This window comes from Bradyrhizobium sp. CCBAU 051011 (genome assembly GCF_009930815.1).
In the GTDB taxonomy this organism is placed as follows: domain Bacteria; phylum Pseudomonadota; class Alphaproteobacteria; order Rhizobiales; family Xanthobacteraceae; genus Bradyrhizobium.
Map to the genome: position 1 here is coordinate 503,333 of NZ_CP022222.1, position 20,227 is coordinate 523,559.

The 20,227-nt window shown below is 62.8% G+C and carries 21 protein-coding genes and 1 pseudogene; 13 read left to right on the forward strand and 9 right to left on the reverse strand.

Annotated elements, in window-relative coordinates:
• The first annotated feature begins 183 nt into the window (after nucleotides 1–183).
• From ACH79_RS02410 to ACH79_RS02435, 6 genes are all read left to right on the forward strand, one after another.
• Nucleotides 184–459 (forward strand): DUF1153 domain-containing protein, encoded by a 276-nt coding sequence (locus tag ACH79_RS02410; protein WP_002714638.1) that lies wholly within the window; start codon nucleotides 184–186, stop codon nucleotides 457–459.
• A gap of 170 nt (nucleotides 460–629) precedes the next feature.
• The gene (gene fliF / locus ACH79_RS02415; RefSeq protein ID WP_161849593.1) at nucleotides 630–2,258 is read left to right on the forward strand and encodes a flagellar basal-body MS-ring/collar protein FliF; all 1,629 of its coding nucleotides are present in this window, start codon (nucleotides 630–632) and stop codon (nucleotides 2,256–2,258) included.
• A 1-nt stretch (nucleotide 2,259) separates the two neighbouring features.
• Nucleotides 2,260–3,345 (forward strand): flagellar motor switch protein FliG, encoded by a 1,086-nt coding sequence (gene fliG / locus ACH79_RS02420; RefSeq protein WP_161849594.1) that lies wholly within the window; start codon nucleotides 2,260–2,262, stop codon nucleotides 3,343–3,345.
• Nucleotides 3,345–3,971 carry a FliH/SctL family protein gene (locus tag ACH79_RS02425; protein WP_161849595.1) on the forward strand — a complete coding sequence of 209 codons (627 nt, stop codon included), beginning with the start codon at nucleotides 3,345–3,347 and terminating at the stop codon, nucleotides 3,969–3,971. The genes fliG and ACH79_RS02425 overlap by 1 nt, the downstream gene beginning before the upstream one ends.
• 19 nt (nucleotides 3,972–3,990) lie before the next feature.
• On the forward strand, nucleotides 3,991–4,341 hold the full coding sequence (gene fliN / locus ACH79_RS02430) for a flagellar motor switch protein FliN (RefSeq protein WP_108521346.1): 351 nt from the start codon (nucleotides 3,991–3,993) through the stop codon (nucleotides 4,339–4,341).
• A 53-nt stretch (nucleotides 4,342–4,394) separates the two neighbouring features.
• Nucleotides 4,395–5,774, forward strand: a complete 1,380-nt coding sequence (locus ACH79_RS02435) for a sigma-54-dependent Fis family transcriptional regulator (RefSeq protein ID WP_161849596.1) — start codon at nucleotides 4,395–4,397, stop codon at nucleotides 5,772–5,774.
• A gap of 80 nt (nucleotides 5,775–5,854) precedes the next feature.
• On the opposite strand, the gene ACH79_RS02440 is transcribed toward ACH79_RS02435, so the two are convergent.
• From ACH79_RS02440 to ACH79_RS02470, 7 genes and pseudogenes are all read right to left on the reverse strand, one after another.
• Nucleotides 5,855–6,034 (reverse strand): hypothetical protein, encoded by a 180-nt coding sequence (locus ACH79_RS02440; protein ID WP_161849597.1) that lies wholly within the window; start codon nucleotides 6,032–6,034, stop codon nucleotides 5,855–5,857.
• 70 nt (nucleotides 6,035–6,104) lie between these two features.
• Entirely contained in the window at nucleotides 6,105–6,689 is a 585-nt protein-coding gene (locus tag ACH79_RS02445) for a flavin reductase family protein (RefSeq protein ID WP_161849598.1), read from the reverse strand.
• 7 nt (nucleotides 6,690–6,696) lie between these two features.
• A pseudogene (locus ACH79_RS02450) lies at nucleotides 6,697–7,541 on the reverse strand (ATP-binding cassette domain-containing protein).
• Nucleotides 7,542–7,550: 9 nt separating this feature from the next.
• Nucleotides 7,551–8,357 carry an aliphatic sulfonate ABC transporter permease SsuC gene (gene ssuC / locus ACH79_RS02455; protein ID WP_161849599.1) on the reverse strand — a complete coding sequence of 269 codons (807 nt, stop codon included), beginning with the start codon at nucleotides 8,355–8,357 and terminating at the stop codon, nucleotides 7,551–7,553.
• On the reverse strand, nucleotides 8,354–9,523 hold the full coding sequence (ssuD, locus tag ACH79_RS02460) for an FMNH2-dependent alkanesulfonate monooxygenase (RefSeq protein ID WP_371419442.1): 1,170 nt from the start codon (nucleotides 9,521–9,523) through the stop codon (nucleotides 8,354–8,356). The genes ssuC and ssuD overlap by 4 nt, the downstream gene beginning before the upstream one ends.
• Entirely contained in the window at nucleotides 9,517–10,470 is a 954-nt protein-coding gene (locus tag ACH79_RS02465; RefSeq protein WP_161849601.1) for a sulfonate ABC transporter substrate-binding protein, read from the reverse strand. Before ACH79_RS02465 ends, ssuD begins: the two co-directional genes overlap by 7 nt.
• Before the next feature lie 24 nt (nucleotides 10,471–10,494).
• Complete coding sequence (locus ACH79_RS02470; protein ID WP_161849602.1) at nucleotides 10,495–11,439, reverse strand: sulfonate ABC transporter substrate-binding protein; 945 nt, start codon at nucleotides 11,437–11,439, stop codon at nucleotides 10,495–10,497.
• A gap of 489 nt (nucleotides 11,440–11,928) precedes the next feature.
• On the opposite strand from ACH79_RS02470, the gene ACH79_RS02475 reads away from it, so the two are divergent.
• Nucleotides 11,929–12,915, forward strand: a complete 987-nt coding sequence (locus ACH79_RS02475; protein ID WP_161849603.1) for an ABC transporter substrate-binding protein — start codon at nucleotides 11,929–11,931, stop codon at nucleotides 12,913–12,915.
• Nucleotides 12,916–12,984: 69 nt separating this feature from the next.
• Here ACH79_RS02475 and ACH79_RS02480 read toward each other — a convergent pair whose 3' ends face one another.
• Nucleotides 12,985–14,193: an LLM class flavin-dependent oxidoreductase gene (locus ACH79_RS02480; protein ID WP_161849604.1), complete on the reverse strand. Its 1,209-nt coding sequence runs from the start codon at nucleotides 14,191–14,193 to the stop codon at nucleotides 12,985–12,987.
• Nucleotides 14,194–14,372: 179 nt separating this feature from the next.
• Here ACH79_RS02480 and ACH79_RS02485 point away from each other — a divergent pair, with 179 nt between their 5' ends.
• Nucleotides 14,373–15,488, forward strand: a complete 1,116-nt coding sequence (locus ACH79_RS02485; RefSeq protein WP_161849605.1) for an ATP-dependent RecD-like DNA helicase — start codon at nucleotides 14,373–14,375, stop codon at nucleotides 15,486–15,488.
• Between the two features lie 167 nt (nucleotides 15,489–15,655).
• On the opposite strand, the gene ACH79_RS02490 is transcribed toward ACH79_RS02485, so the two are convergent.
• Nucleotides 15,656–17,371, reverse strand: coding sequence for a caspase family protein (locus ACH79_RS02490; protein ID WP_202639166.1), 1,716 nt, complete (start codon nucleotides 17,369–17,371; stop codon nucleotides 15,656–15,658).
• Between the two features lie 260 nt (nucleotides 17,372–17,631).
• On the opposite strand from ACH79_RS02490, the gene msrA reads away from it, so the two are divergent.
• From msrA to ACH79_RS02515, 5 genes are all read left to right on the forward strand, one after another.
• Nucleotides 17,632–18,351, forward strand: coding sequence for a peptide-methionine (S)-S-oxide reductase MsrA (msrA, locus tag ACH79_RS02495; RefSeq protein WP_161849607.1), 720 nt, complete (start codon nucleotides 17,632–17,634; stop codon nucleotides 18,349–18,351).
• A 136-nt stretch (nucleotides 18,352–18,487) separates the two neighbouring features.
• Nucleotides 18,488–18,898 carry a peptide-methionine (R)-S-oxide reductase MsrB gene (gene msrB, locus ACH79_RS02500; protein ID WP_161849608.1) on the forward strand — a complete coding sequence of 137 codons (411 nt, stop codon included), beginning with the start codon at nucleotides 18,488–18,490 and terminating at the stop codon, nucleotides 18,896–18,898.
• A 107-nt stretch (nucleotides 18,899–19,005) separates the two neighbouring features.
• Complete coding sequence (locus ACH79_RS02505; protein ID WP_161849609.1) at nucleotides 19,006–19,392, forward strand: hypothetical protein; 387 nt, start codon at nucleotides 19,006–19,008, stop codon at nucleotides 19,390–19,392.
• Between the two features lie 140 nt (nucleotides 19,393–19,532).
• Complete coding sequence (locus ACH79_RS02510; protein ID WP_161849610.1) at nucleotides 19,533–19,697, forward strand: DUF3309 family protein; 165 nt, start codon at nucleotides 19,533–19,535, stop codon at nucleotides 19,695–19,697.
• A gap of 225 nt (nucleotides 19,698–19,922) precedes the next feature.
• Nucleotides 19,923–20,204, forward strand: coding sequence for a hypothetical protein (locus ACH79_RS02515; RefSeq protein ID WP_057836034.1), 282 nt, complete (start codon nucleotides 19,923–19,925; stop codon nucleotides 20,202–20,204).
• The last annotated feature ends 23 nt before the right edge of the window (nucleotides 20,205–20,227 follow it).

Below are 20,227 nucleotides of genomic sequence, written 5' to 3' on the forward strand. Positions count from 1 at the left end.
CCGGCCTTCCCGGCCCGGCAGCCTCCGAGTGAACGCAATTGCGTCCCCGGAAGCCCGGGCCGAAGCCGTTTTCGGTCATTTTCAAGGAGATTCGTATTGGAGCCGTATGCTTAGGCAAATTTTAAGCCGAGGGGCGTAGATTTACTACCGTGAGTTCAGTGGTTGAGAGTTTGTGAGTACGCCATGACAGAACCCCATCGCCCGAGGGTAAAATACGTCATCGGGCCTGACGGCAGTCCGTTAACAATTGCTGACCTGCCAGCGCCCGGAACCAAACGGTGGGTGATCCGCCGCAAGGCAGAAGTCGTTGCCGCGGTCCGCGGTGGCCTGCTTTCCCTCGAAGAGGCCTGCAGCCGCTATACCCTGACGGTCGACGAGTTCCTTTCCTGGCAGTTTTCCATCGACCAGCATGGTCTGGCAGGCTTGCGGACCACTCGGATCCAGCAATATCGCCAGTAAGCTCTCCTGAATCAAAAGATTTGATGAAAACCGGCTTCGTTTTACGAAGCCGGTTTTTTTCATGCCGGAACTATTCGGGGCGGCTTTAGTGGTTGTTAACCATATGGAAACCATCCCCTAGGCAATAATTGCCCAGTCGGTCCTTGGGGCCGAAACCCTGGGGGCAGTTGGTGCAAAGTCTCGTTGCTTTCTTGAAAGGCCTCGGCGCAGCACGGCTGATGGCCATGGTTGCGGTCACCACCGCCCTGATCGGCTTCTTCGCTTTCGTCATCATGCGCGTCACGACGCCGCAGATGACCACCCTGTTCACCGACCTCTCCTTTGAAGATTCCTCCAGCATCATCAAGGATCTGGAACGCCAGGCCATTCCCTTCGAGCTGCGCAATGAAGGCGCGGTCATCATGGTGCCGAAGGACAAGGTCACGCGGCTGCGGATGAAACTCGCCGAAGCCAATCTGCCCAAGGGCGGCGGCGTCGGCTACGAGATCTTCGACAAGTCCGACGCGCTCGGCACCACGAGCTTCGTCCAGAACATCAATCATCTGCGCGCGCTGGAGGGCGAGCTCGCCCGCACCATCCGCGCCATCGACCGCATCCAGGCCGCCCGCGTCCATCTGGTGCTGCCGGAACGGCCGTTGTTCGCGCGTGAAGCGCCGGAGCCGTCGGCCTCGATCGTGGTGCGGGTGCGCGGCAGCCTCGAACCCCAGCAGATCCGCGCCATCCGCCATGTCGTCGCCTCCGCCGTCAACGGATTGAAGCCGCAGCGGGTCTCAATCGTCGACGAGGCCGGCCGCCTGCTAGCCGACGGCGCCACCAAGGATGCCGAAATCGCCATCGGTGACGAGCGCCGCACCGCCTTCGAGAAGCGCATGCGCAACGAAGTCGAGGCGATCGTCTCTTCAGTGGTCGGTCAGGGCCGCGCCCGCGTCCAGCTCACCGCCGATTTCGACTACAACAAGGTCACCCAGACCTCGGACAAGTTCGATCCCGAGGGCCGCGTGCTGCGCTCGACCCAGACCCGCGAGGAATCTTCCGCCAGCGCCGGCGACGGCGGCCAGGTGACCGTCAACAACGAATTGCCCGGCAACCAGGCCAACAGCGGCACGGCTACCGCCCGCGACCAGAGCAAGAAGAGCGAAGAGACCAACAATTACGAGATTTCCCGCACCACCAAGACCGAGGTCACCGAGGCCGGTCGGGTCAACCGGATCTCGGTCGCGGTGCTGGTCGACGGCGCCTACACCAAGAACGAAAAAGGCGAGATGGTCTATCAGGACCGCAGCAAGGAGCAGCTCGACCGTATCGCCACCCTGGTGCGCTCGGCGATCGGCTTCGACCAGAAGCGCGGCGACCAGGTCGAGGTCGTCAACCTCCGCTTTGCCGAAGCCCCCACCGTTCCGCCGGTTGTCGAGCCCGCCGGTCTGCTCGGCATGCTGCAGTTCACCAAGGATGACGTCATGTACGTCATCGAGCTCGGCGTCATGATGCTGCTCGGCCTCGTGGTGCTGTTCCTGGTGATCCGCCCGCTGGTCAAACGCATCCTGGCTGCCGAAGTCATCCCGGCCCTGGCCGAACCGGCGCCGGCCTTGATCGAGGGCAACGGGCCGAACGGAGAACTCGGTCCCAATCAGGCCTTGATCGCCGGCACCAGCGGCACCGCCCAGTTGATCGACGTCGCCCAGGTCCAGGGCCAGGTCCACGCCCAGGCCGTGCACCGGGTCGGCGAACTGGCCGAACGTAATCCGAACGAAACCGCTTCCATCGTTCGCCAGTGGCTGAGCGAACCCGCCGAGAGCTGACATGGCCGCAGTACCGCAAACCTCAAACGCAAACGACATCACCACCGTCATCTCGGCGCTGGCGAGCCGTCAGAGCAACCGGCCCAAGGGCCAGCCGCTGAGCGGCCCGAAGCGCGCCGCCATCCTGATGCTGGCGCTGGGCGAGCAATATGGCGGCAAGGTGTGGTCGCTGCTCGACGACGACGAGGTGCGCGAACTGTCGATCCACATGTCGACGCTCGGCACCGTCGAGGCCGACGTGGTGGAAGACCTGCTGCTCGAATTCGTGTCGCGGATGTCGGCGTCCGGCGCGCTGATGGGCACCTTCGACGCCACCGAGCGGTTGCTGCAGCAATATCTGCCGTCCGAGCGCGTCACCGGCATCATGGACGAAATCCGCGGCCCCGCCGGCCGCAACATGTGGGAGAAGCTCTCCAACGTCCAGGAAGAGGTGCTCGCCAACTACCTCAAGAACGAATATCCGCAGACCATCGCGGTGGTGCTGTCGAAGCTCAAGCCGGAGCACGCCGCGCGCGTGCTGGCGATCCTGCCCGAAGATCTCGCGCTCGACGTGGTCGGCCGCATGCTGAAGATGGAAGCGGTGCAGAAGGAAGTCATCGAGCGCGTCGAGCAGACGCTGCGCACCGAATTCATGTCCAACCTGTCGCAGACCCGGCGCCGCGACGCGCATGAGGTGATGGCCGAAATCTTCAACAATTTCGACCGCCAGACCGAGACCCGCTTCATCACCTCGCTGGAAGAGGAAAACCGCGAATCCGCCGAGCGCATCAAGGCGCTGATGTTCACCTTCGATGACCTGATCAAGCTCGACTCCGCCTCGGCCCAGACGCTGATGCGCAACGTCGACAAGGACAAGCTCGGCATCGCACTCAAGAGCGCCAACGAGGAGGTGCGCGCCTTCTTCCTCGGCAACATGTCCTCGCGCGCCGGCAAGATGCTGATGGACGACATGGCCGCGATGGGACCGGTGCGGCTGCGTGACGTCGACGAGGCGCAGGCACTGCTCGTCAACCTCGCCAAGGACATGGCGGCCAGGGGCGAAATCACCCTGACCAAGAACCGCGCCGACGACGAGTTGGTGTACTGATGGCCGCGCCCGCAAAATTCCTGTTCGACACCGACTTCGCCGCGCCCGACAAGACGCGCGAGCGTGCCGCGACCGCCGCCGAGATCGCGCAAAAGGTCGCGCAGGCCGAGGCACGTGCCTACCGCGCCGGCTACGAGGCGGCCCAGCACGAGGCCAAGGTGGAAAGCGACCGTCGCTCGGCGCTGGCGCTGGAAGAGATTGGCATCGCCATCAGGGGCATCGCCACGCGCTTCTCCGGCATCGAAGCCAGAATGGAAACCGAGGCTGTCGATGTCGCGGTCGCAGTGGCGCGCAAGCTGTGCACCGAACTGGTCGCCCGCGAGCCGCTCGGCGAGATCATGGCGCTGGTCAGCGACTGCTTCTCGCATCTGGTTGCGACCCCGCATCTCGTCGTTCGCATCAGTGACCAGCTCTACGAGGCTGCCCGCGACAAGATCGAGCGGCAGGCATCCCAAAGCGGTTTCGAGGGCCGGCTGGTGATCCTGGCCGAGCCCGGCATCGCCACCGGCGACTGCCGGATCGAATGGGCCGACGGCGGCGTGGTGCTGGAACGCGCGGCCATCGAAGCGAAGATCAGCGAACTCGTCGGGCGCTATCTGGCGTCCCGCGACCAGGCCGGAACGTGAAGGCCATGAGGACTGAACCATGAGTGACACCGACGCACAGGTACCGCTACCCGATCTCAACGCCGCGGACGCGCCGCCGATCGACGACCTCGCCTACAACGAGGACGAACAGGCCTCGCGCATCGCAGCCGACCTCGAAGCCGTGTTCGACGTGCCGGTGCAGGTCTCGGCCGTGCTCGGCCGCTCCAAGATGGATGTCGGCGAGTTATTGAAGCTCGGCCCCGGCACTGTGCTCGAACTCGATCGCCGCGTCGGCGAGGCCATCGACATCTACGTCAACAACCGCCTGGTGGCGCGTGGCGAAGTGGTGCTGGTGGAAGACAAGCTCGGCGTGACCATGACGGAAATCATCAAGGCCGAACGCAGCTAACAATTTTGGCGACACGCGCTCGAACGACGCGAACAGACGGACAGGAGACAGACATGCGGCTTCTCATCGTTGGCACATTGAAGGGCCAACTCACGACCGCCACCAAGATCGCGATGGCAAACGGGGCTTCCGTGACCCACGCCGAAGCGATCGAACAGGCGATGGCCGTGCTGCGCGGCGGCAAGGGCGCCGACCTGCTGCTGGTCGACGTCGCCCTCGACATCCGCGACCTGGTGATGCGGCTGGAAGCCGAACACATCCACGTGCCGATCGTGGCCTGCGGCATCTCCAACGACGCCCGCGCCGCGGTCGCCGCGATCCACGCCGGCGCCAAGGAATACATCCCGCTGCCGCCCGATCCGGAACTGATCGCCGCCGTGCTCGCCGCAGTCGCCAATGATTCACGTGATCTGATCTATCGCGACGAAGCCATGGGCAAGGTGATCAAGCTGGCACAGCAGATCGCGGGCTCGGATGCCTCGGTCATGATCACCGGCGAATCCGGCACCGGCAAGGAAGTGCTGGCGCGTTATGTCCATTCCCGCTCGAACCGTGCCAAGCGCCCCTTCATCTCGATCAATTGCGCCGCGATCCCCGAACACTTGCTGGAGTCCGAACTGTTCGGCCACGAGAAAGGCGCCTTCACCGGCGCCGTCGCCCGCCGCATCGGCAAGTTCGAGGAGGCCAGCGGCGGCACGCTGCTGCTCGACGAAATCTCCGAAATGGACGTCCGCCTGCAATCGAAACTCTTGCGCGCGATCCAGGAGCGCGTCATCGACCGCGTCGGCGGCACCAAGCCGGTGCCGGTAGACATCCGTATCATCGCGACCTCGAACCGCAATCTCTCTGAGGCCGTGCGCGACGGCACCTTCCGCGAGGATCTCTTGTTCCGCCTCAACGTCGTCAATCTGAAGATTCCTCCCTTACGCGACCGCCCGGCCGACATCCTTGAACTGGCGCAGCACTTTGCCAAAAAGTACGCCGAGGCTAATGGCGTGCCGCTGCGTCCCATCTCCGCCGATGCCCGGCGGGTGCTGACCTCGAACCGCTGGCAGGGCAACGTCCGCGAACTCGAAAACACCATCCACCGCTCGGTGCTGATGGCGCAGGGCGACGAGATCGGGCCGGACGCTATCGTCACTCCCGACGGCGACCGCCTCGATCTCGCCAAGACTGCGCCCGCGGTGGCGCACGCCACCTTTGCCGCCGAACAGGTCACACGTGCTCTGGTCGGCCGCACCGTCGCCGACGTCGAGCGCGACCTGATCCTGGAGACGTTGAAACACTGCCTCGGCAACCGGACCCATGCCGCCAACATCCTCGGCATCTCGATCCGCACGCTGCGCAACAAGCTGAACGAATATGCCGACGGCGGTATCCCGATCACGCCGGCCGGCGCGGGGGAGCATCAGCGGTTTATGACGGCGGGCTAGGCTTTACGCCGCCTCCGTCATTGCGAGGAGCGAACGACGAAGCAATCCATACTTCCTCGCCGGGAAGATAGATTGCTTTGCTACGCTCGCAATGACGTTGAAAGGGCGGAGTAACTTGGCGCGTCGGGCTTGCGGAAAATGTGAATGGGATCGCCGGGCTGCAGGTCGCGCCCGGTGAAAACCGCATAGGCATACAGCGCGAGATAGGCAATCGCGAGCGCGCCGACTGCGTAAAATGTCCAGGTTGCGAGACGCTTCATTCGCCGGGTTTAGATCGGCCGCAGCGAAAAAGCCAGCCCGATGGCGCCGGTCGGCCGCAGAGCAATTCCGTCAGATCTTCCGTGCGGCCTTCCGCACCGGCACGCTGACCTCGGCAAGCTTCGCCGCATCCTCGTCCTGATCAATGGCGACATAGCGCCCCTGCCAGTAGGCCAGCGCCGCGGTTCGGGTCGAAACCGCAATATCCAGCACCCGCCCAATGACGATCGCGTGCGAATGCCGTTCGACAACGTCCTCGACTTCGCAATCAATCACTGCCAGGGCGTCTGTCAGTAGCGGCACCCCTGATACACGCGTCGTCCAATGTGCGCTGGCGAAGCGTTCGGCGCCCTTCAGCCCGTCCTTGCCGGTAAAGCGTTCGGCGATATCGATCTGGTCCGAGGTCAGGATGTTGACGCCGAAGAAGCCGTACCGCCTCACGAGCGGCCAGGATGAAGATTCCCGGTTGATGCTGACGATCAAAGCTGGCGGATCGACCGACAGTGACGACACCGACGTAACCGTCATGCCCGAGATGTCCCAGCCTATACCTGCGGTGATGACGCTGACGCCTCCCGTCAGTCGGCGCATCGCACTGCGAAAGTCACCGGAGGAAACCTCGGAATCGATCGACACGGAACGAACAATGGAGTTCATGAGCACCTCACAGGTCGGAAGTATCTTCCGTACCTTCCAGCAGATTTTTCAGGATCGCGCCTTCCAGCGCCGCCAGTTCGGCCGAACCGCGCTGCCTCGGACGCGGAACATCGACGCTGAAATCCTCGGCGATGCGGCCGTCCTCGATGACAAGCACGCGATCGGCCAGGGCTACGGCCTCGGCGACGTCGTGCGTCACCAGGATCGCGGTAAAGCCCTGATCGTGCCAGACCCGTTCGAGCAGCCGTTGCACGAAATGCGCGTCAACGCATCCAGCGCGCCAAGCGGCTCGTCGAAGGCGAGCACGCGCGGCTGGCTGACCAGCGCGCGGGCCAGCGCCACGCGCTGCTTCTGTCCGCCTGACAGGACCGCCGGCCACTGGGTTCGCTTGTCCGTGAGACCGACCTCGGCCAGCGCTTTCTCGGCCCGAGCCTGTGCATCGGCCGAGCTTCGCTCGCGTCCGAGACCGACCTCGACATTTGACAGCACCCGCGCCCACGGCAGCAGCCGCGGCTCCTGGAACATGACGCGGACGTCTTCCGGGCGCGCGTCCTCGCCGAGGCTGATCGTGCCGGCGGTGATGGTCTCCAGACCTGCAATCAGCCGCAGCAACGTGCTCTTGCCGCAGCCGCTGCGGCCGACAATCGCGACCGACTGGCCGGCGGGAATATGCAGGTCGATCCCGCGCAGCACCTCATTGTCGCCGAAGGATTTTCGCAATCCCCGGATGGTCAGCGAAAGCCCGCGGGCCTGCGCTTCCGGACTGCGCCGCAACTGACGCGCCTGTTCGACAAAATCCGTGCGCTTGACCGGCTCGGCATCCAGGGAACGAAAACGAAGGGCTTCTTGCATTTCTTGTCCTCAGTGTTTCTGGAAGGCCGGATGCCAGGACAGCGTCAGCCGTTCCAGCGCGCGCGAGGCGCTGTCGGCCAGTTTTCCGAGCAACGCATAGATCAGGATCGACAGCACCACGACGTCGATCAGCATGAACTCGCGGGCCTGCATCGCCATGTAACCGAGACCCGATGACGCGGCGATCGTCTCGGCCACGATCAGGGTCAGCCACATGATACCGAGCGCGAAGCGCACGCCGACGAAGATCGACGGCAACGCGCCCGGGAAGATTACCCGGCGGAACAATTCGCCATCGGTCATGCCATAGATGCGGCCCATCTCGATCAATTGCGGATCGACGGTGCGAATGCCGTGCAGCGTGTTGAGGTAGATCGGGAAGAACACGCCGAGCGCGACCAGAAACAGTTTTGCCGATTCATCGATCCCGAACCAAAGGATGACGAGCGGGATCAATGCAAGATGCGGGATGTTGCGCACCATCTGCAGCGTCGTATCTGTCAGCTTGCTGGAGGTCGGCGACAGACCGTTGGCAAGGCCGAGCGTGAAGCCGATGCTGCCGCCGATCAGAAATCCGATGCTGGCGCGCCAGAAGCTGACCCAGATGTTGCGGGCGAGCTCGCCTGACAAGAGGAGCTTCCACCCCGCCAGCGCGACGTCGCTTGGCGCTGGCAGCACGCGTGCCGATACGAAGCCGGTGACGCAGGCAAGCTGCCAGATCAGGATGATCGCGAGCGGCACGATCCACGGGATCAAGCCGTCGATCCGCGGCAATTTCGGTGCGCCGACGCGCGGAAGACTGTCGATCAGACTCATGATTGCGATGCCTGTTTCTGCGGCCGGTATTCGTTACCGATGGTTTCGCCGAACGGCCCGGTGTTGACGCGGATCGGCGTGACGTTGTTTTGCTGGTTCAGCGACAGCAGCGGAAACACCAATTCGGCGAAGCGATAGGCTTCCTCGAGATGGGGATAGCCCGACATGATGAAGGTATCGATGCCGATATCCTGATATTCCCTGATCCGCGCCGCGACCGTCTCGGGATCACCAACCAGCGCGGTGCCCGCGCCGCCGCGCACCAGGCCGACGCCGGCCCAGAGATTGGGGCTGATCTCGAGCTTGTCACGGCGACCGCCATGCAGCTCCGACATGCGCTGTTGGCCGACCGAATCCATCCGCGAGAAGATCTTTTGCGCCGAAGCGACCGTCTCATCGGTGACGTGCTGGATCAATTCGTCCGCCGCCTTCCAGGCTTCCGCATTGGTCTCGCGCACGATCACATGCAAGCGGATGCCGAACGAGAGCTTTCGCCCGCGCGCCGCCGCTGCGGCCTTCACCCGGTTAACCTTTTCGGCGACCTGCGCCGGCGGCTCGCCCCAGGTCAGGTACTTGTCGACGGTATCGACGGCGACGTCGACGCCGGCATCCGACGATCCGCCGAAATAAAGTGGCGGCCGCGGCGACTGCACCGGCTGGAACAGCAATCTGCCGTCCTCGATTCGGATATGCTTGCCCTCGACATTGACAGTCTTGCCCGCGAGCAGGTCGCTGTAGACGTTGAGGAACTCGCGCGTCACCTGGTAACGCTCATCATGCGACAGGAAAATGCCGTCGCCTTTGTTCTCGATGGGATCACCGCCGGTGACGACATTGATCAGCAGACGTCCGTTCGACACCCGGTCTAACGTCGCCGTCATGCGGGCGGCAACGCTCGGCGATTGCAGTCCGGGCCTGACAGCCACGAGATAACGCAGCCGCTCGGTCCACGGCGCCACGGCCGAAGCCACCACCCAGGAATCCTCGCAGCTTCGCCCGGTTGGCAAGAGCACGCCGAAATAGCCGAGTTGATCGGCGGCCTGCGCGATCTGGCGCAGGTAGTTGAAGTTCACTTCGCGTCCGCCAGTGGTGGTGCCGAGATAACGGCCGTCGCCATGGGTCGGCAGGAACCAGAGGATGTTGGCGCTTTGTTGCGTGCTCACGATCCGGACCTCCGGGCCACGTCAGAAATCTTGATTTGCTTCGGGATCAGCCCAAGCGCCAAGAAGGTGTCCGCGACCTGCTGCTGGTCGGCGACCACGCTCTCCGTGATCGGCTTGATGCCGTAGGATTGCCGCTTGAGCGCGATTTCGACGACCGGAACGGAAAGCCCGATCGCCGGCGCAAGTTGTTCGGCGACAGCATGGATGTCGCCCTTGGCCCAGTCGTCGACCTCGCTGAGCTGCGCCAATACAACATCGACGATCTTCGGGTCGCTCTCCAGGAACTTCTTTGACGAGAAATAGAACTGATAGTTCGAGACGATGCCGCTGCCGTCTGCGAGCGTACGCGCGCCGGTGGCCGCTTCGGCGGCAGCCTGGAACGGGTCCCAAATCACCCAGGCATCGACCGCGCCGCGCTCGAACGCCGCGCGGGCGTCGGCTGGCGCCAGAAACACCGGCTCGATCTCGGAATATTTGACGCCGGCCTTCTCCAGCGCCTTGACGAGCAGATAGTGAACGTTGGAGCCCTTGTTTAGCGCGATCTTCTTGCCTTTCAGATCGGCGACCGAACTCAGCATGCTGTCCTTCGGCACCAGGATCGCCTCGCCTTTCGGCGCCGGCGGCTCATAGGCGACGTACTGGATCGGCGCGCCGGCCGCCTGCGCGAAGATCGGCGGCGCTTCGCCGGTGTTGCCGAAATCGATCGCGCCGACATTGAGCGCCTCGAGCAGCGGCGGGCCGGACGGAAACTCCGTCCACACCACCTTGTAACCGGCGGACTTCAGCTTCTCCTCCAGCGTGCCCTTGCTCTTGAGCAGCACCAGCTTGCCGTACTTCTGGAAGCCGATGCGGACCACCTTGTCCTGGCCGTAGGAAGCGCCGACGGTCGCGGCGACCATGCTGATCGACAGCACGGCGCTCGCGAGCAAGCGTTGAAACAAACGCGTCATTTGTTGCGTCCTCTTGTTTGGAATTCAGCTCTGCGTATGACGCCAGACGATGTCGCGCACGGCGATCGGCTTCGGAATCAGGCCGAGCTTGTGAAAGCGATCGGCGGCCGCCTGCTGCGTCGTGACAATCTCGTCGGTCACGGGGCCGATCAGGAATGAAGCGCGGTTGGCCGCGACGGTCTGGACCTCGAGCGGCACGCCGGTGACCGCCGCGAGCGCGCTGGCGACCTCGGCGCGATTGGCCTCGGCCCAGCGCGCGGCCTCCGCCAGGCCATCGATCACCTCGCGGGTTTCCCGCACATGGGCATTCGCGAAATCGCGGTTGGCCAGATAGAACGAGTTGGTCTTGGCGACTTCATAGGCGTTGATCAGGATCCGGCCGTTCTGGCGCTTCTCGCCGATCGCGAAATACGGATCCCAGATCGCCCAGGCCTCGATGCTGCCGTTGGCGAAGGCCGGTCCGGCGTCGGGCGGCGTCAGATAGACCGGCGTGATGTCCTCATAGGTCAGTCCAGCCTTTTCCAGCGTGGCGATCACCACGTTGTGCGCGCTGCTACCCTTGGTAAATCCGACGCGCTTGCCCTTCAGGTCGGCTATGGTGCGAATGCCGGAATTGGCGGGCACGAGAATGCCCTGCCCGTTGGTGATCCGCGATCCCGCGACATAAACAATATTGGCGTTCGCAGCCTGCGCGAAGATCGGCGGCGTATCGCCGACGGCGCCGAGGTCGACGCTGCCGATGCTCATGGCTTCCAGCAACGGCGGCCCCGACGTGAACTCGATCCATTTGATGCCGATTTGCCTGCCGGCAAACCGCTTCTCGAGCACGGCCTGCTGCCGCGCGATCACCAGCACGCCGGTCTTCTGGTAGCCAATCCTGATTTCCTTGACGGTTGTTTGCGCCTCTGCTCGCGACAGCGCAGCAATTGCGCCTCCAACCGACAATCCGAGAAACTCCCGACGCTTCATTCCAAAACTCCTGACGATCATGCGCGCAATGTCGCGCGATCATGCGATGTCTGGATGATGGGATCGTCGGCTTAGACTGTCGAGCACCTGCAAAAAATAACGACGCACGTTCTGTCATTCGACAATGACACAACGCATTTATTGTTGGATGGTTGATTGCGACGGTAATTTTTCCCGCAGCACGCTCAATCGGAACCGCATCCAGCGCTTCACGGCGCTGTGACTTTGTCTATCGATCGCTACGCTGAGCGAAAGTTCGACGACACGATTCCAACACCTATCGCGGCTACTTGCTGCACAGTATTTAAGCGCCAACTACACTGCATGCGATTTCGTTTCACGACAATGAATTCGAACGAATGATTCATTGCGACGTCACAACGCAATTCAGTCAGCCATTTCATTGACTGCGCTTCGGTCGCTCGTAGGCTTTGTGCATCGCTGATTGCGCCCACGCGATGCAGCGGATGAAATGAGAAAGATCAAAACATGAGTGCAACCACACTTGAATCGCGCGCCCGTACGCGCCTTCGTCGCATCGGTGCGACCTTGTTCAGTGCGGCAATCGGCGTGGCGATTGCCGCATCCGCACTGGCCGCGGAAACAGTGACGCTCCGCGTCGGCGACCAGAAGGGCGGCAACCGTTCCCTGCTCGTAATCTCGGGCTATGCGAAGGATTTGCCCTACAAGATCGAATGGTCGGAGTTTCCTGCTGCCGCTCCGATCCTGGAAGCGTTGAACGCAGGTGCGCTCGATGTCGGCTACACCGGCGACCTCTCGTTCCTGACGGTGTACGCGGCCGGCGCCCCGATCAAGGCCATCGGCGGCACCCGCTCCGATGCCAGGACGCAGGCGATCCTCGTCCGCCAGGACTCGCCGGTCAAGTCTGTCGCCGACCTCAAAGGCAAGCGCCTCGCCGGAACGCGCGGCGGCTGGGGCCAATTCCTGATCAATGCGACGCTGGAGAAGGCCGGACACAAGGTTGAGGAAGCGACCTTCGCGCCGCTAGGGCCGGTGGACGCAAAGATCGCGCTGGTCGCCGGCTCGATCGATGCATGGGCGGTCTGGGAGCCTTACGTGTCCTATGCCACGCTCAAGGACAATGCGCGGGTTATTGCCAACGGTGAAGGCCTGACGCCGACCGTCACCTTCATCGTCGCATCCGATAGCGCCATCGCCACCAAGCGAGCGGCAGTGCAGGATCTCGTGCAGCGTCTCAACAAGGCGCGGCTATGGTCGTTGGATCATCTGCCTGAATACGCGAAGAATACCGCCGAGCTCACCAAGCTTCCCGAAGACGTGCTGTTGAGCGCCTACAAGGCGCAACGCACCAGCCCGATCGCGATCGACGAAAACATCGTCAAGGAAGTTCAGGAAGCATCCGACCGCGCCACCCGCTACGGAATTCTTGCGAAGAAGCTCGACGTCAACAAGGCGGTCGATCGCAGCTTTACGGCAGCCGCAAACTCGAATTGACAGCCCGCGCCAAGGGCGCGGCGCGATCCCTCCCATCGCGCCGCCCCAGCTCTATATCCGCCGAAGCCACTATCCCGCCGCGACCTTCTGCGTTGGCGCGACATTGATCGCGAGCTTGCCGTAACGGTCCTTGAAGGCTTCGGTATCGATCTCTTCAAGCTGGATCGCGCCGCTCATCACCCCCTTCTTCCAGGCGTCATGCTCGGGATCGTTCTGGAATTCGGGCATCACCTCTTTGGCGAACAGTTCGAGCGACTCGCAAATATGCTCATGGGTGTTCTTGCCGGCCTGGTTGAGGAGGATCACCTGGTCGATGTGGGAGGTGCGGAAGCGCCGCAACTTCTTACGGATGGTTTCCGGCGATCCGATCAGGCCGCCGCGCAGTGCCGCCTCCTGCGCCTCGGGATTGTCGCGTTTCCACTTGTTGTACTCGTCCCACATGTTGACCGTGCCGGGATCCGGCCGCTGCCGGTTCTGCGACGCACCGTAATAGCGCAACGCGAACTGGAAGAAGGTGGCGCCGTCGGCGCGGGCCCGCGCCTCCTCGTCGGTCTTGGCGCACATGAAGAACGACACCAGCGCCATGTTCGGATTGATCTCGTAGTCCGCCAGCTTCTTCAGCCGCTTGGTGATCGCGTTGTAATAGGCATGCACCCAGGCATGCGCCGCGTCCGCGCTGACAAACTGAAAGCCGAGTGCGCCAAAGCCGTTCTCGCCGGCGCGTTCGATGGTCGGCAGTTGCGAGCACGCCATCCACAGCGGCGGATGCGGCTTCTGGACCGGTTTCGGCACCACGTTGCGCAGGGGGATATCAAAATATTTGCCGTGATGCTCGGTGCCCACTTTCGTGAACATCGGGAAGATCGCCTGGACCGCTTCCTCGAACACCTCGCGCTTGGTTTCCATGTCACGGCCGAACGGCGTCAGTTCGGTGATCGAGGCGCTCTCGCCCATGCCGAATTCGCAGCGGCCATTGCTGAGGAGATCGAGCACCGCGACGCGTTCGGCGACGCGCGCGGGATGATTTGTCGTAAGCTGGAAGATGCCGTGGCCGAGCCGGATCTGTTTGGTCCGCTGGCTGGCGGCGGCGAGGAAGGACTCGGGAGCGGGCGAATGCGAGTATTCTTCGAGGAAATGATGCTCCACAACCCAGGCGTAGTCATAGCCGAGCCGGTCGGCGGTCTCGAGCTGCGTCAGCGCATTCTGGTAGAGCCGGAGTTCGTCGCCCTCCTGCCATGGGCGCGGCAGTTGCAGCTCGTAAAAGATGCCGAATTTCATGACGCCTCCCAAAACGCTTGTTGTTTTCGGGCAGTGTATTCTCGGCAAATCGCAAGTCCAGCCTTGGTAGCGAAATGGCAATTCCGCACCACGGAAGTTGTCTTGCATGGAACGCGCGAATGGTTAGCTTACGCCTATGTTGAGTCGCGGCCTTCCGCCCTTCTCTCCATCCGGACCCCATGACCACGTTCACGCCGCATCAGGATTCCGCGCTGAAGGCCGTTGCCGACTGGCTGAAGGCAAAGCCCGGCCGCAACGGCACGCCGCCCGTCTTCCGCCTGTTCGGCTATGCCGGCACCGGCAAGACCACGCTGGCGCGCCACATCGCCGAAGGCGTCGACGGCGGGGTGAAGTATGCGGCCTTTACCGGCAAGGCGGCGCTGGTGATGCGCAACAAGGGCTGCGACAACGCCTCCACCATCCATTCGCTGATCTACCGCGCCAAGGAATCCGGCGTCGAGCAGCCGAGTTTTGAGCTGTGGGACGACGCGCCGGCCTCCAAGGCCAAGCTGATCGTGATCGACGAATGTTCGATGGTCGACGCCGAGCTTGGCCGCGATCTGATGTCGTTCGATTGTCCGCTGCTCGTGCTCGGCGATCCCGCGCAGTTGCCGCCGATCCAGGGCGGCGGATTCTTCACCAATTGCGAGCCCGATGCGATGCTGACGGAAGTGCATCGCCAGGCGCAGGACGACCCGATCGTGCGGATGTCGATGGATATCCGCGAGGGCCGCGAACTCGAAATCGGCCGCCATGGCGAGAGCGAGGTGGTGCCGCGCAGCGAGCTCGACCCCGACCGCGTGATGAGCGCCGACCAGGTGCTGGTCGGCCGCAACAACACCCGCCGCGCCTACAACATGCGCGTGCGCCAGAAGCAGCACATCGAGGACCCCTTGCCGGTCGCGGGCGACAAGCTGGTGTGTCTGCGCAACAACCGCAAGAAGGGTCTGTTCAACGGCGGGCTGTGGCGCGTGAAGTCGCGCACCCAGCCGCGGTCGAAATCACAGATCTTGAGCATGCGGCTCTCGCCCGACGAAGAGTTCGGCCACAAGGTCACCAAGGTCTCGGTGCGCCAGGATTGCTTCGAAGGCGGCATTGAGGCGATGCCGTGGGAGCAACGCAAGCCTTATGACGAGTTCGACTACGGCTATGTACTGACGGTGCACAAGTCGCAGGGCTCGCAATGGGACGATGTCGTGCTGTTCGACGAGAGCTTTGCGTTTCAGGACAGCCGGGCGCGGTGGCTCTATACGGGGATTACGCGCGCGGCGAAAAGGCTGAGCGTGGTGGTGTAGACGGTATAGCCGCGTCATTGCGAGCCAACGGGTCGCGCGAACGCGCGCCCGATGACAGGCTCCGCGAAGCAATCATCCCTCCGCGCATGAGGAGAGATGGATTGCTTCGTCGCTTACGCTCCCTTGCGCAAACGCTTCGCGTTTGTCGCTCGCAATGACGCCATCAACTATCTGCCCGCCACGAAGTAAAAATCCTCCCGCCCTGGCAGCGAGCCGTACGTGAAGGGCTGCTGCGTGCGGTTGGTGGCCTTCCAGACGTCATCGCGGACGATGTCGAACAGTTTTCGCACCTCGATCCTCGGTTCCTTGATGACGCGCGCGAGCACCGTCGCGAACGGGCTGTTGGCGGCATCGCCGTCGAGCGCGGTCTCGCCGTGCTTGGCGGCGTAGACGACCATGAAGCCGGCTTCCGGCTCGATATTGGAGAAGCCGCGATTGACCAGTTTTAGCGCAATCGTGCGCTGCATGGTCTTTTCAAAGGGATTGTCGCGGCAGGCGTCGAGCATCACGAGCCGCAATTTTTTCGCACCCGCAACCGCTGCGATCACCTGTTCAAGCGCGACCGCCTGAGTTTCCGCATCACTATCGGCCTTCAGCCGGGCGTCGACCGGGATCAGGTAATTCACCCCGCCGATCTCCATGCCGTGGCCGGCATAATAGACGACGGCCCAATCCGCCTTTTCGGCCTCCTGGCCGAATTCGTGCAGCGAGGCGAAGAATTTGTCCCGGCCGAGATCGGACGCCAGCGTCACGGTGGCAAAGCCGAGTTCGCGAAAGGTCGACGCGATCAGCTTGGCATCTCGCGCCGGATTATCCAGCGGCGCCACGTTCTTGTAGGCGCCGTTGCCGACGATCAGCGCGACCTTTCGCGGCCCGGCCGGCGATGGCGGCAACGGCGAGGCCTTGCCCGCAGACGACGGCGCAGCCGTGCCCAGCAAGGCTTCCAGCCGCTCCTTGGCAATGCCGCGCGCCAGCGTGGTGTCGATGTCTTCGCGCCTTGCCGCCACGGCATTGGCGGCTGAACGATAGTCGGCACGTGCGGCAGCGAGGTTGCGGCGTTTCTCGAAAAGCTGGCCGCGGCCGACATAGGCGCGGACATAGTTCGGATTGATCTTGAGAACCTGGTTGTAATCGTTGAGCGCGGCATCGAGATTGCCCTTGCCGAGATAGGCATTGCCGCGGCTGGTCAGCGCGTAGACGTTGTTCGGTGATTTCGCCAACGCGGCGTCGCAATCGGTGAGCGCGTCGTCGAACCTGCCCATGCCGGTGTAGGTAATGCACCGGTAGGCTGGAACCTGCGAGCCGTCGGGATTGATCCTTTGGGCCTCGGCGAAATCGGCGAGCGAGGCATCGTACTGTTTCATCAATCCTTGCAGGCGGCCGCGGTTGTAATGGTGCAGGTAGCGGCTCTGATCGTTGAAGATATGCTTGACCGCCAGATTGAACTCGTCGAGCGCCCGCTGCAGCTCTCCCTTGCGCATGAAGATCAGGCCGCGGTTGTTGTAGGCACTGCCGAACGTCGGACGAAGCTGCAGGCAGAGATCGTAGTCGGCGAGCGCACGCTCGTCGTCACCCTTGTAGCTGTAGGCAATGCCGCGCGCGTTGATAATGTTGATATTCTGCGGCGCGATCTCATGCGCGGCGGTGAACGCCGCGATCGCGCCATCGTAATCGCGCTTCTTCATGAGGGAGTCGCCACGGTAGCCGAAAGCGGCTGCGCGGGAAGGACCGGTGATCTTGTCGTCGGCGATCACGCTCTCGCAGGCGGCGAGGCGCGCCACCGGTTCCGCTGTGGAATTCCGGCAGGTGTCGATATCGCCCGCCGCCCACGTAGGGCCGGCAGCGGCGAGCATGACAAGACCCAGCAACAAGGCCTGCAACATCGGCAAAACGCTCCGGCGCATTGGTCGCGGCTCGCGACCACCGGTTCATAGTGGGAAAAGGGGGCCGCAGCGGTCAAGCGCGACCAATCGCCCTGCTTAAGGCCTTGCGCAGGCATCGCTTTATTCACGAACTCGTGTGACGCGCGCCGTAACAATATCGGCCCGGAGCCGTATCTTGGGCGTCGGCGAGAATCTGAGCCGATTTGCGAAATGCCGGTCCCGCTCTAGACTGTCCCCAACCAATGCCGAAAGAGGAAACCATGTCCCCTCGCCATTTCAGCCGCCTCTCGCTGTGCGCCGCCGCCATCGGCGCGCTGGCTGTCGCAGCCTTCGCCATCGGACCGTCGCGCGCCGCGGAGGAAGCCGTGGTCATTCCGCCCCCCGCCGTCGACGTTCAGGCGACCGACGGCATCCAGACCGCGGTGATCGCCGGCGGCTGCTTCTGGGGCGTGCAGGGCGTGTATCAGCACACCGCCGGCGTGCTCAACGCGGTTTCAGGCTATTCCGGCGGCAGCAAGATGACCGCGAACTACACCATGATCGGCACCGGCACCACGGGCCATGCCGAGGCCGTCGAGATCAAGTACGACCCGAAGAAGATCAGCTATGGCAAGATCCTGCAGATCTTTTTCTCCGTCGTGCACGATCCGACCCAGTTGAACCGCCAGGGCCCCGACGTCGGCACGCAATATCGCTCGGCGATCTTCACCGCCAATGACGAGCAGAAGAAGGTGGCCGAGGCCTATATCGCCCAGCTCAACGCAGCCAAGGTCTACAAGAAGCCGATCGTGACCAAGGTCGGCCCGCTGCAGGCGTTCTATGCGGCGGAAGACTATCACCAGGATTACCTGACGCTGCACCCGAACCAGCCCTATATTGTCTTCAACGATATTCCGAAGATCGAGAACCTGAAGAAGATCTTTGCGGAGAACTACATCGAGAAGCCGACGCTGGTGAGCAGCGCGAAGGCTACCAACTGACGCCTCGTCATTGCCTGCGACAACGCGAAGCGTTTGCGCAAGGGAGCGAAGCGACGAAGCAATCCATCTTTCCCCGAGTGGGTGATGTGGGTTGCTTCGCTTTGCTCGCAATGACGATTAACCTGAAGGAGACTCCATGTCCGACACCAAAACATCCGGCAAGGTCGTCAAGAGCGAGGCCGAGTGGCGCAAGGAATTGACGCCGATGCAGTACGCCGTGCTGCGCGAGAAGGCGACCGAGCGGCCGTTCTCGGGCGAATATGAGCACGAGCACCGCAAGGGCACGTACACCTGCGCCGGCTGCGGCCAGACGCTATTCGAATCCGATGCCAAGTTCGATTCCGGCTGCGGCTGGCCGAGCTTCACCGCGCCTGCCGTGGAAAGCCATGTCGACGAGGAGCGCGATGTCAGCCACGGCATGATCCGCACTGAAGTGTTATGCTCGAAATGCGACGGCCATCTCGGCCACGTCTTCCCCGATGGCCCCGGCCCGACCGGCCTGCGTTACTGCATCAATTCGGCGGCGCTGAAGCTGCAGCCGAAATAGTTCAAGTAACGCTCGAACCTGTGTTTAGCCCCGTGCGACCAAGGACTTGTCGCGCGGGGTTTTTATTTGGTGGGACGCTTTCCGGCCTGCCCGGCGCGCAGACAAGGATGAATTTCTACATGCTCATTTCCAAACGTCTGCTGCTCGGTCTCGGGCTTGCCACCTTCATCATGGACAGCGTTGTGATCCAGCCTGCCCTCGCCGCCGACAAGGTCTCCCTGTTCAAGGTCATCACCACCAAGGACGAGATCGTGATCGGGATCAGCGAGGGCGATCTCGCCCAGATGGAGAGCCAGAATGCCGGCGGCGTTGCCAAGATGCTGGTGGCCAAGGGCTCAATGAGCGTGTGGCGATACGCGGTACGCAAGTCCGCCGGCGGTGATCTCGAACAGTCGCCGCTGCACAAGATCGGCCTGATCGCCAGCGACAGCCTTCGCGTCGAGCCCTATGCGACGCCGCTGCAGGTGCTGCCGATCGACGAGACGAAGAAGTGACTTCTTCTCTTCGCCCCTTGTGGGAGAAGGGAGGCCCCCTTTTTCGGCGGATCGGCCAACGACTCGCGGCCCGGAATATGCTTTGATCCGTGCCGCGGGAGCGTTTTTCTCGCCACCCGCGGGCCTTCGGAGCGCGCGTCATGACGCTTGGCACGATCCTCGTCATCATCCTGATCATCATCCTCCTGGGCGGCTTCTCCGGCCGCTTCAGGGGCTATGGCTATGGTTATGGCCATTCCGGCATGGGCCTCGTTGGCGTGATTTTGATCGTGCTGCTGATCCTGCTGCTGCTCGACAAAATCTGATTCCATTAAGCCATTGAAAAAACTTGATTAAATTTGTGTTCCCCGCAGCCATGCGCGGATTCATCATCACCCCCGATGGCGGACTTCAGGGGTCGCATTTTTGTCAAAGAAGCTTATATTGGGCTCTGAAATGACGTGCACGGCGCGGCCCGCCACTGTGGCCCCACCGTCATCCAATCCCCATTGCTCACACGCAAGAGCCGAAAAAGATTGAGGTCACCGTCCATGCGTCCCTTCAGCTACAACACCGCCGCCGAACTCTTTCCCGCCGCGATCCGCAAGAAGAAGCGCGCCGGGTTTGCCTATCGGCGTTTCGGCACCGCGGCGGAAGCGGTTCGCTTCGCGATCGAGGAGTTGCCGGCGGATTCGCTGAATGGCGCCTATCTGCAGGTCGAGGAAGCCCGCTTCGACCAGAGCGGCATCCGCTCGCTCTATGAAAGCGAAGCCTTCCCGCTGCCGCGCCGCCCGCGCCCGGCCGCGACCGAAGACAAGGCCGACGCGGCCTGAGTTTTTGGAAATTCAAACAGCGC

Bases quoted from the DNA above. Each gene is read 5' to 3' on its own strand.
- ACH79_RS02410 (WP_002714638.1), top strand. From the start codon at position 184: ATGACAGAACCCCATCGCCCGAGGGTAAAATACGTCATCGGGCCTGAC.
- fliG (WP_161849594.1), top strand. From the start codon at position 2,260: ATGGCCGCAGTACCGCAAACCTCAAACGCAAACGACATCACCACCGTC.
- ACH79_RS02425 (WP_161849595.1), top strand. From the start codon at position 3,345: ATGGCCGCGCCCGCAAAATTCCTGTTCGACACCGACTTCGCCGCGCCC.
- fliN (WP_108521346.1), top strand. From the start codon at position 3,991: ATGAGTGACACCGACGCACAGGTACCGCTACCCGATCTCAACGCCGCG.
- ACH79_RS02435 (WP_161849596.1), top strand. From the start codon at position 4,395: ATGCGGCTTCTCATCGTTGGCACATTGAAGGGCCAACTCACGACCGCC.
- ACH79_RS02440 (WP_161849597.1), bottom strand. From the start codon at position 6,034: ATGAAGCGTCTCGCAACCTGGACATTTTACGCAGTCGGCGCGCTCGCG.
- ACH79_RS02445 (WP_161849598.1), bottom strand. From the start codon at position 6,689: ATGAACTCCATTGTTCGTTCCGTGTCGATCGATTCCGAGGTTTCCTCC.
- ssuC (WP_161849599.1), bottom strand. From the start codon at position 8,357: ATGAGTCTGATCGACAGTCTTCCGCGCGTCGGCGCACCGAAATTGCCG.
- ACH79_RS02465 (WP_161849601.1), bottom strand. From the start codon at position 10,470: ATGACGCGTTTGTTTCAACGCTTGCTCGCGAGCGCCGTGCTGTCGATC.
- ACH79_RS02470 (WP_161849602.1), bottom strand. From the start codon at position 11,439: ATGAAGCGTCGGGAGTTTCTCGGATTGTCGGTTGGAGGCGCAATTGCT.
- ACH79_RS02475 (WP_161849603.1), top strand. From the start codon at position 11,929: ATGAGTGCAACCACACTTGAATCGCGCGCCCGTACGCGCCTTCGTCGC.
- ACH79_RS02480 (WP_161849604.1), bottom strand. From the start codon at position 14,193: ATGAAATTCGGCATCTTTTACGAGCTGCAACTGCCGCGCCCATGGCAG.
- ACH79_RS02485 (WP_161849605.1), top strand. From the start codon at position 14,373: ATGACCACGTTCACGCCGCATCAGGATTCCGCGCTGAAGGCCGTTGCC.
- ACH79_RS02490 (WP_202639166.1), bottom strand. From the start codon at position 17,371: ATGTTGCAGGCCTTGTTGCTGGGTCTTGTCATGCTCGCCGCTGCCGGC.
- msrA (WP_161849607.1), top strand. From the start codon at position 17,632: ATGTCCCCTCGCCATTTCAGCCGCCTCTCGCTGTGCGCCGCCGCCATC.
- msrB (WP_161849608.1), top strand. From the start codon at position 18,488: ATGTCCGACACCAAAACATCCGGCAAGGTCGTCAAGAGCGAGGCCGAG.
- ACH79_RS02505 (WP_161849609.1), top strand. From the start codon at position 19,006: ATGAATTTCTACATGCTCATTTCCAAACGTCTGCTGCTCGGTCTCGGG.
- ACH79_RS02510 (WP_161849610.1), top strand. From the start codon at position 19,533: ATGACGCTTGGCACGATCCTCGTCATCATCCTGATCATCATCCTCCTG.
- ACH79_RS02515 (WP_057836034.1), top strand. From the start codon at position 19,923: ATGCGTCCCTTCAGCTACAACACCGCCGCCGAACTCTTTCCCGCCGCG.